10 protein-coding genes are annotated in these 9,227 nt (G+C 73.5%); 8 read left to right on the forward strand and 2 right to left on the reverse strand.

Annotation, left to right across the window (positions count from 1 at the left end; all coding sequences use genetic code 11):
* Nucleotides 1–52: 52 nt before the first annotated feature.
* On the reverse strand, nt 53–1,081 hold the full coding sequence (locus CCS38_RS13550) for an ABC transporter substrate-binding protein (protein ID WP_223733498.1): 1,029 nt from the start codon (nt 1,079–1,081) through the stop codon (nt 53–55).
* A 65-nt stretch (nt 1,082–1,146) separates the two neighbouring features.
* Here CCS38_RS13550 and CCS38_RS13555 point away from each other — a divergent pair, with 65 nt between their 5' ends.
* The 3 genes from CCS38_RS13555 (at nt 1,147) to CCS38_RS13565 (ending at nt 4,129) form a co-directional block, all read left to right on the forward strand.
* Nucleotides 1,147–2,190 (forward strand): FecCD family ABC transporter permease, encoded by a 1,044-nt coding sequence (locus CCS38_RS13555; RefSeq protein WP_223733499.1) that lies wholly within the window; start codon nt 1,147–1,149, stop codon nt 2,188–2,190.
* The gene (locus CCS38_RS13560; RefSeq protein ID WP_223733500.1) at nt 2,187–3,251 is read left to right on the forward strand and encodes a FecCD family ABC transporter permease; all 1,065 of its coding nucleotides are present in this window, start codon (nt 2,187–2,189) and stop codon (nt 3,249–3,251) included. The genes CCS38_RS13555 and CCS38_RS13560 overlap by 4 nt, the downstream gene beginning before the upstream one ends.
* Before the next feature lie 74 nt (nt 3,252–3,325).
* Nucleotides 3,326–4,129 (forward strand): ABC transporter ATP-binding protein, encoded by an 804-nt coding sequence (locus CCS38_RS13565; protein ID WP_223733501.1) that lies wholly within the window; start codon nt 3,326–3,328, stop codon nt 4,127–4,129.
* A 51-nt stretch (nt 4,130–4,180) separates the two neighbouring features.
* On the opposite strand, the gene CCS38_RS13570 is transcribed toward CCS38_RS13565, so the two are convergent.
* On the reverse strand, nt 4,181–4,531 hold the full coding sequence (locus CCS38_RS13570) for a sterol-binding protein (protein WP_223733502.1): 351 nt from the start codon (nt 4,529–4,531) through the stop codon (nt 4,181–4,183).
* 71 nt (nt 4,532–4,602) lie between these two features.
* Between CCS38_RS13570 and CCS38_RS13575 the strand changes: the two genes are divergently transcribed.
* The 5 genes from CCS38_RS13575 to CCS38_RS13595 all read left to right on the forward strand — a co-directional run.
* Nucleotides 4,603–4,923 carry a hypothetical protein gene (locus CCS38_RS13575; RefSeq protein WP_223733503.1) on the forward strand — a complete coding sequence of 107 codons (321 nt, stop codon included), beginning with the start codon at nt 4,603–4,605 and terminating at the stop codon, nt 4,921–4,923.
* Between the two features lie 7 nt (nt 4,924–4,930).
* Nucleotides 4,931–5,746 (forward strand): TlyA family RNA methyltransferase, encoded by an 816-nt coding sequence (locus CCS38_RS13580; RefSeq protein ID WP_223733504.1) that lies wholly within the window; start codon nt 4,931–4,933, stop codon nt 5,744–5,746.
* Between the two features lie 65 nt (nt 5,747–5,811).
* Entirely contained in the window at nt 5,812–6,735 is a 924-nt protein-coding gene (locus CCS38_RS13585) for an NAD kinase (RefSeq protein ID WP_223733506.1), read from the forward strand.
* A gap of 215 nt (nt 6,736–6,950) precedes the next feature.
* Nucleotides 6,951–8,702, forward strand: coding sequence for a DNA repair protein RecN (gene recN / locus CCS38_RS13590; protein WP_223733505.1), 1,752 nt, complete (start codon nt 6,951–6,953; stop codon nt 8,700–8,702).
* The coding region (locus CCS38_RS13595; protein ID WP_372457066.1) for a hypothetical protein at nt 8,699–9,227 on the forward strand (529 nt) is incomplete at its 3' end. The genes recN and CCS38_RS13595, both read left to right, overlap by 4 nt.

Consider the following 9,227-nt stretch of genomic DNA (forward strand, 5'->3'; position numbering starts at 1 on the left):
GGGTGGAGTTGCGGGGGGCCGGCGGCGGGGTGCGCGGCCGGCCCCCGGCGCGTCAGTTGACCTTCTTGGCGTCCTCGATGGCCTTGGCGAGGCCCTCGACGAGCGGGGCGGCGCCGGCGTAGGAGAAGCGGGGCTCGCTGGACCAGGGGGCGATCTGGTCCGCCTTGACGGCGGGCAGCTTCGCCCACGCGGGCTTGGCGGCCAGGTCCTTGGGCTGGAGGGTGGCGGTGCGGTTGTCGAGCAGGAGCACGTCCGCCTTGTACTTGTCGGCGTTCTCCCAGCTCAGCGACTCGAAGTAGCCGCCCTTGTCGAGCTTGTCCGGGACGATCAGGTCCACGCCGAGGGACTTGAAGTACATCAGGTCGGCGTTGATGCCCGGGTTGGAGGCGTAGAAGAGGTCGGGGCTGCCGGAGCAGGCGAGCACCTTGACCGGGTTGGACTTGGCTGCCTTGCGCAGCCGCTCGGCGGCCTTCTCGAAACGCGCCTTGGCGTCGGTGACCTTCTTGGCCTTCAGGTCGGCGCCGAGGGACTCCGCGAGCTCGGCGTACCGCTCGATGATCTTCACCATCGGGGTGCGGGAGGAGGTGATCGCGACGCTCTTGGCGAGCTTGGTGATCTTGTCCTTGCTCTCCTCCGGTACGAACCACAGGGCGTCCGGCTCGTACATGTTGGTCACGAGCAGGTCCGGGGCGAGCCCGGCGTACTTCTCGACGTTGAACTGACCGTAGGCGTTGCCGATGATGGTGACCTTGGAGATGTCCAGGTCGCCGGCCTGCGGGTCGGGCTTGCCGTTCTTCAGCTTGGTCGGGCCGAAGACGCCGACGATCTGGTCGTCGATGCCGAAGTCGTGCAGTGCGGCGGCGGTACCGGTGAAGGCGACGATGCGCTGTGGCACAGTCTTCAGAGAGACCTTCTTCTTGCGGTCGTCGGTGAAGCTCCAGGGCCCGCCCTTGCCTTCACTGCCGGCCGGCCCCGAAGCCTTCTCGCTGCCGCACGCGGCCAGCAGGGCGCCGACGCCGACGGCCCCGCCGGCGGCCAGCAGGCCGCGTCGGGACAGGGAAGGTCTGGGGGACATGCTCATAGGGACGCACTTCTCTCTGGGGAGGGCCTGAGTGGGCAACGTGAGGTTAGGCTAACCTAAACGGCGTGTTGGTCGACAGCCCCCCTGAAGCAGCCGCCGCGCCCGTGGTGCCCCGGCGACGGCAGGCCACCCGCTCCGCGGGACTCCTCGCCGCCCTCGGCATCCTCGCGGTCATCACCGTCCTCGGAATCGCCGTCGGCTCGAAACAGATACCGGTGGCGGACGTCTGGCACGGCGTCATGCACTACTCCGGTACGGACACCGACGTGATCGTCCGTGACGTCCGGCTGCCCCGCACCCTCCTCGGCCTGCTCGCCGGCGCGGCCCTCGGCCTCGCCGGCGCCGTCATGCAGGCACTCACCCGCAACCCCCTGGCCGACCCCGGCGTCCTCGGCATCAACGCGGGTGCCTCCGCGGCCGTCGTCACCGGCATCACCTTCTTCGGCGTCACCTCCCTCACCTCGTACGTGTGGTTCGCCTTCGCCGGTGCCGCCGTCGTCTCCGCCGCTGTGTACATCCTCGGCGGCACCCGCAGCGCGACCCCCGTCCGGCTCGCGCTCGCCGGTACCGCCCTCACCGCGGCCCTCACCGGCTACCTCAACGCGGTCAACCTCATGAACACCGCGTCCCTGGACAAGATGCGCTTCTGGACGGTCGGTTCGCTCGCGTCGGCCACCATGCCCACCGTCGAGAAGGTCGCGCCCTTCATCGTGGCCGGCACGCTGGTCGCGCTGCTCGTCGCCCGGCCGCTGAACGCCGTCGCGCTCGGCGACGACCAGGCCCGCGCCCTCGGCACCCGGCTCACCCGCACCCGCGTCGCCGCCATGGCCGCCGTGACCCTGCTGTGCGGCGCCGCCACCGCCGCCTGCGGCCCGATCGTCTACGTCGGCCTGATGGTCCCGCACGCCGTACGCGCCATCACCGGCCCCGACATGCGCTGGATCCTGCCGTACTCCGCGGTCCTCTCGCCGGTGCTGCTGCTCGGCGCCGACATCATCGGCCGGATCGCGGCCCGGCCCGGCGAGCTCCAGGTCGGCATCGTCACGGCCGTCATCGGCGGCCCGGTCTTCATCCATCTCGTACGGCGACGGAAGATGGCACAGCTGTGAGCACTCCCACCAAGACCTCCGCGCGCCCGGCCCTGAAGGCCCTGCGCACCGCCGGCGGGCTGTCGGTCCGGCTGCACCCCAGGGCCGTACTGGCGGGCCTGCTGCTGCTCCTCGTGGCGCTCGCGTCCGGCGTCCTGCTCATCGGCACCGGCGACTTCCCGATGTCCTTCGGCGATGTCCTCACCACCCTCAGCGGCGGCGGCAACCCGGGCCAGGAACTGATCGTCAACGATCTGCGGCTGCCCAGGGTCCTGGTCGCGCTGCTGGTCGGCGTCTGCTTCGGGCTGGCCGGCGCGGTCTTCCAGACCATCACCCGCAACCCGCTCGGCAGCCCCGACGTGCTCGGCTTCGCGCAGGGCTCCTCCGTCGGCGCCCTGGTCGTCATCGTGTACCTGCAGGGCTCCACCGTCGCCATCGCGATGGGTTCCGTGGTCGGCGGCGTCCTCACCGGCGTCGCGATCTTCCTGCTCGCCTGGCAGCGCGGCGTGCACGGCTACCGCTTCGTCCTCGTCGGCATCGGCGCCGCCGCCATGCTCTACGCCATCGTCCTGTACCTGATGACCAAGGCGAACATCGTCGAGGCCACCCGCGCCACCACCTGGATGACCGGCTCCCTCAGCGGCCGCGACTGGGACCAGGTGTGGCCGCTGGCCGCGGTCTGCGTCGTCCTGGTCCCGGTGATCCTGCTCTGCGCCCGGCCGCTGGCCATGCTGGAGATGGGCGACGACTCGGCCGCCGCGCTCGGCGTCCGTACGGGCCGCGTCCGCATCGTCGCGCTGCTGGCCGCCGTCGTCCTGACCGCGTCCGCCACCGCCGCCGCCGGGCCCATCGCCTTCGTCGCGCTCACCGCGCCGCAGCTCGCCCGCCGTCTCACCCGCGCCACCGGCCCCAACCTGCTGCCCTCGGCCCTGATGGGCGCGGTCCTGCTGGTCCTCGCCGACCTCGGCTCGCAGCGGGTCTTCGGCGCCGACCAGATCCCGGTCGGCGTGGTCACCGGCGTACTGGGCGGCGGCTATCTGCTGTGGCTGCTGGCCAATGAGCGCAAGGCGGGCCGGGTATGACCGGCCAGAGCCCGGGCGGCCCGACCGCCACCACCCCGCAACCGACCGGCCGTACCACCTCCAGGAGAGCCGAAGTGAGCCGTCTCGCGGCGCAGAACGTCACCCTCGCCTACGACCAGCGGGTCATCGCCGAGCAGCTCTCGGTCGACATCCCGGACAATTCCTTCACGGTCATCGTCGGCCCCAACGCCTGCGGCAAGTCCACCCTGCTGCGCGCGCTGTCCCGGATGCTCAAGCCGAAGGCCGGGTCGGTCCTGCTGGACGGCTCCTCGATCTCCTCGCAGCCCGCCAAGAAGGTCGCCCGCACCCTCGGCCTGCTCCCGCAGTCCTCCACGGCCCCCGACGGCATCACCGTCGCCGACCTGGTCTCCCGCGGCCGGTACCCGCACCAGGGCCTGCTGCGCCAGTGGTCGGACGAGGACGAGCGGATCGTCCAGGAGTCGATGGACGCCACCGGCGTCGGCGAGCTGGGGGAGCGGTACGTCGACGAGCTCTCCGGCGGCCAGCGGCAGCGCGTCTGGATCGCCATGGCGCTCGCCCAGCAGACCCCGCTGCTGCTCCTGGACGAGCCCACCACCTACCTGGACATCCAGCACCAGATAGAGGTGCTGGACCTCTGCGCCCAGCTGCACGAGGAGCAGGGCCGCACGCTCGTCGCGGTCCTGCACGACCTCAACCACGCCGCGCGCTACGCCAGCCACATCATCGCCATGCGCGGCGGCGAGGTCGTCGCCGAGGGCGCCCCGGCCGACGTGGTCACCGCCGATCTGATCGAGCGGGTCTTCAAGCTGAAGTGCCAGATCATCGACGACCCGGAGACCGGAACGCCGCTGATCATCCCGGCGGCGCGCACGCCCCGTAAGGCCGCGGCGGCCTGAGCCGGGGCGGTCTGATCCGCGGGACGGCCGGCAGTCGTGGGGCAGGCGGCGTCACAGCAGCGTCCGGAGTCGCAGGAGGTCGCGGAAGCCGGCCTCCAGCTTCACCCGGCCGCTGCCCCACGCGCGCGCGAAGTGCAGCTTGCCGTCGACCATCGCGACCAGGTCGTCGCCGGTCATGGCGAGCCGGATCTGCGCTCTGTCCGGCGGCGGGCCCGGTACGGAGGTGACGTCCGTGAGGATGCCGTCGGCCAGCCGCCCCACGAAGGTGACGTCCAGGTCGGTGATGTGGCAGCTCAGAGAGCGGTCCAGCGCGGCAGCGCCGCGCACGGCGCCGTCCGCCGACGTCGAGAGGTTCTGTGCCAGCCGGTCCAGGGCCGCTCGGCACTGTTCTAGGGAAGCCATCGAAAGGACGATACCCAGCTCAGGCCCGACTCGTCCGCCGGAGCGCCACCGGTTCGCGGTAGCGTCGGGGCATGGACGAGCCGAATCCCGGTGCCGAGTGGCCGGAACGGGACCCCGAAGCTGCCGCGGCACCCGGCGAGCCGCCTTCCGACGGCCCCGACACACCCCCCGAGGAGCCCGCGGGCCCGCGGCCGCTCGGCGTAGCGGTCACCCCGACCGGGCATCCCGAGGTGGACGGCCGGCTGGCCCGGCTCGGCGACGCCGACCACCTCGCCGTCGGCGGTCACCTCGCCGTGTACGAGGATGTCCACCGGGGGCTCCGCACCACGCTGGCCTCCTTGGACCAGCAGCCGGGGCCCCGCCCCGGAGCACCGAACGACAACAGGAGCTGAACCCCAGGTGGCAGGTGTGGCACGACGCCGACTCGACGCGGAGCTGGTGCGCCGCAAGATGGCCCGCTCCCGCGAGCACGCGAGCCAGCTGATCGCCGCGGGCCGGGTGACGGTCGGCGGCCAGCCGGCGAGCAAGGCCGCCACCCAGGTGGAGACCAGCGCCGCGCTGGTCGTCCGCGAGGACGAGAACGACCCGGACTACGTCTCGCGCGGCGGCCACAAGCTCGCCGGCGCGCTGGCCGCCTTCGTACCGAAGGGCCTGAAGGTCGAGGGCCGCCGGGCGCTGGACGCGGGCGCCTCCACCGGCGGTTTCACCGACGTCCTGCTGCGCGCGGGCGCCGGGCACGTCGTGGCCGTGGACGTCGGGTACGGACAGCTCGCCTGGTCGCTGCAGAGCGACGACCGGGTGACGGTGAAGGACCGCACCAACGTCCGCGAACTCACTGTGGAGGGGATCGACGGGGTGCCCGCCGACATCGTCGTGGGCGACCTCTCCTTCATCCCGCTGGGCCTCGTACTGCCCGCGCTGGTCCGCTGCTCGGCGCCGGACGCGGACCTCGTTCTGATGGTCAAGCCGCAGTTCGAGGTCGGCAAGGAGCGGCTGGGCAGCGGCGGCGTGGTGCGCAGCGCGCAGCTGCGGGCCGAGGCGGTGCGGATGGTCGGGGAGCGCGCGGCGGAGCTCGGACTCGGCGTGCTGGGCGTCACCGCGAGCCCCCTGCCCGGCCCGTCGGGCAACGTCGAGTACTTTCTGTGGCTCCGCGCCGGTGCGCCTGCCCTGGACCCGGCGGATGTCGAGCGTGCAGTGGCGGAGGGGCCGCGTTGACCACTTCTGGAACGTCCGAAGCACCGCAGGAACCGCAGGAACAGCAGGGACCGCAGGTCAAGGCGGTGTCGGCACCCGCACCCGTGCCGCTCGCCGACAAGGGCCGCACGGTCTTCCTGCTCGCCCACACCGGCCGCCCCGCGGCCGTCCGCAGCGCCGAACTGGTCGTCCAGGGGCTGCTGCGCAGCGGTATCGGCGTACGGGTGCTGGCGGCCGAGGCCGCGGACCTGCCGCTGCCCGACTCCGTCGAGCAGGTGGCGACCGAGCAGTGCGCGGCCGAGGGCTGCGAGCTGCTGGTGGTACTGGGCGGCGACGGCACCTTGCTGCGCGGTGCGGACTTCGCGCGGACGTCCGGCGTGCCGATGCTGGGCGTCAACCTCGGCCGGGTCGGCTTCCTCGCCGAGGCCGAGCGGGACGATCTGGACAAGGTCGTGGACCGGGTGGTGACCCGCGCCTACGAGGTCGAGGAGCGGATGACCCTCGATGTGCTGGTCCGCAACAACGGCACCGTGGTGCACACCGACTGGGCGCTGAACGAGGCGTCGGTGGAGAAGGCCGCGCGGGAACGGATGCTGGAGGTCGTCACCGAGGTCGACGGCCGCCCGGTGTCCCGCTTCGGTGCCGACGGCGTGGTCTGCGCGACCCCGACCGGCTCGACCGCGTACGCCTTCTCGGCCGGCGGCCCGGTGGTCTGGCCCGAGGTCGAGGCCCTGCTGATGGTCCCGATCAGCGCCCACGCGCTCTTCGCCAAGCCGCTGGTCACCTCCCCGGAGTCGGTGCTCGCGGTGGAGGTGCAGCCCAAGACGCCGCACGGCGTCCTGTGGTGCGACGGCAGCCGCTCGGTCGAACTCCCCGCGGGCGCCCGCGTCGAGGTCCGCCGCGGCGCGATCCCGGTCCGCCTGGCCCGCCTCCACCATGCCTCCTTCACCGACCGGCTGGTCGCGAAGTTCGCCCTGCCGGTCGCGGGGTGGCGCGGGGCACCGCACTAGCCGCACCGGGCGGTACGGGGACGCGGACGCAAGTGCGACCGCCGCCCGGACGCATACGGGGCAGCGGTCGTACGCATGTGCCCTGTATGCCTGCCCCTCTCGGGGCGCCGCGCGCGTCCCAAGGTAGGACTTTCCCGGCGGTTCCGTACCGGTTCCGGGGCCGTGCGCAGGGATGACGCGGGGGCGGCCGTCGCGGCGCGGCCCTCGGACCTCGTATGGTCGTATCCGTGTTGGAGGAGATGCGGATCCGGTCCCTGGGCGTCATCGATGATGCCGTCGTCGAGCTGTCCCCCGGTTTCACGGCGGTGACGGGCGAGACGGGCGCGGGCAAGACCATGGTCGTGACCAGTCTCGGCCTGCTGCTCGGCGGGCGCGCCGACCCCGCACTGGTACGGATCGGCGCCAAGGCCGCCGTCGTGGAGGGCCGCATCACGGTCGGCCCCGACGCGCCCGCAGCGGTCCGCGCCGAGGAGGCCGGGGCCGAGCTGGACGACGGGGCGCTGCTGATCAGCCGTACCGTCTCCGCCGAGGGCCGATCACGGGCCCACGTCGGGGGGCGGTCCGTACCGGTCGGACTGCTGGGGGAGTTGGCGGACGACCTGGTCGCCGTGCACGGCCAGACCGACCAGCAGGGCCTGCTGCGGCCCGCCCGGCAGCGCCAGGCCCTGGACCGCTACGCCGGGGACGCCGTCTCCGTCCCCCTGGAGAAGTACACCGCCGCGTACCGCAGGCTCCGTGACGTGGCCACCGAGCTGGAGGAGCTGACCACCAAGGCGCGTGAGCGCGCCCAGGAGGCGGATCTGCTCCGCTTCGGCCTGGAGGAGATCTCCGCCGTCGAGCCGCAGGCCGGCGAGGACACCGAGCTGGCCGCCGAGGCCGAGCGGCTCGGCCACGCCGAGGCGCTCGCCTCCGCCGCGACCGCGGCGCACGCGGCGCTCGCGGGCAATCCCGAGGACCCCGAGGGCGTCGAGGCGACGACCCTGGTCGCCGGGGCGCACCGCGCGCTGGAGGCGGTACGCAGCCACGACGCGGTACTGGCCGGGCTCACCGACCGGCTCGGCGAGATCGGCATCCTGATGTCCGACGTGGCGGGCGAGCTGGCCAGTTACGCCGACGGGCTGGACGCCGATCCGCTCCGGCTGGCGGCCGTCGAGGAGCGGCGGGCCGCGCTGACCGGGCTCACCCGCAAGTACGGCGAGGACATCGCGGCCGTGCTCGCCTGGGCCGAGGAGAGCGCCGCGCGCCTCGCCGAGCTGGAGGGCGACGACGACCGGATCGGCGAGCTGACCGCCGAACACGACGCGCTCCGCGCCGAACTGGGCGAGCTGGCGCAGGCGCTGACCGACGCGCGCACCGCGTCGGCCGAGCGCTTCGCCGCCGCCGTCACCACCGAGCTCGCCGAACTGGCCATGCCGCACGCCCGGGTGAGCGTGGAGATCCGGCAGACCGAGGTCCCCGAGGACGCGGACGGCGTGCAGGTCGGCGGCCGGAACGTGGCCTACGGACCGGCCGGCGCCGACGAGGTCGAACTGCTCCTCGCGCCGCACCCCGGCGCGCCGCCCCGCCCGATCGCCAAGGGCGCCTCCGGCGGCGAGCTCTCCCGCGTGATGCTCGGCATCGAGGTGGTCTTCGCCGGCTCCGATCCCGTACCGACGTACCTCTTCGACGAGGTCGACGCGGGCGTCGGTGGCAAGGCCGCGGTCGAGGTCGGCCGCCGGCTGGCCCGGCTGGCCCGTTCCGCGCAGGTCGTGGTGGTCACCCACCTCCCGCAGGTCGCCGCGTTCGCCGACCGCCAGCTCCTGGTCGAGAAGACCAACGACGGTTCGGTCACCCGCAGCGGCGTCACGGTCCTGGAGGGCGAGGACCGCATCCGCGAACTCTCCCGCATGCTCGCGGGCCAGGAGGACTCCGAGACCGCGCGTGCGCACGCCGAGGAGCTGCTGGAGACGGCGAGGTCGGGCCGGTGAGCGGCGCGCTGCGGACGCGGCTCACGGGGCTGCTGACGGCGGCCGGGGCGGCCCGCGCCGCGTACGAGGGGCTGCGGCGGCGCCCGCCGGGCGGCAGCGAACCCTGGCAGCGGAAGAACCACGCGGGCCGCAGCGTCGATCTGTTCGCCGGGCCGGCGGCAGCCGTGGGCGCCGCGGCCGCCGTGGCCGGCGCGCCCGGACTGCCCGTACGGGCCCGTACCGCGGGCACGCTGGCCGTCCTGGCGGCGGGCGGCTGCGGCGCGTACGACGACCTGGCGGGCGCGGGCGACCAGCGGCGCGGCTTCCGCGCGCACCTGTCCGCACTGCGGCAGGGTGAGGTCACCAGCGGCGCGGTCAAGCTCTTCGGCATCGGCGCGGCCGGGCTCGCGGCGGGCGCGCTTCTGAAGGACCGCCCGGCCGACAAGGTCCTGGCGGGCGTGGTGATCGCGGGCTCGGCCCACCTGGTGAACCTGGTGGACGTGCGCCCCGGCCGGGCGGCCGCCGCGGTCCTCGCCCTCGGCGCCC

Origin of the sequence: Streptomyces purpurogeneiscleroticus, assembly GCF_020024005.1 — a bacterium.
GTDB classification, from domain to species: Bacteria; Actinomycetota; Actinomycetes; order Streptomycetales; family Streptomycetaceae; genus Streptomyces; species Streptomyces purpurogeneiscleroticus.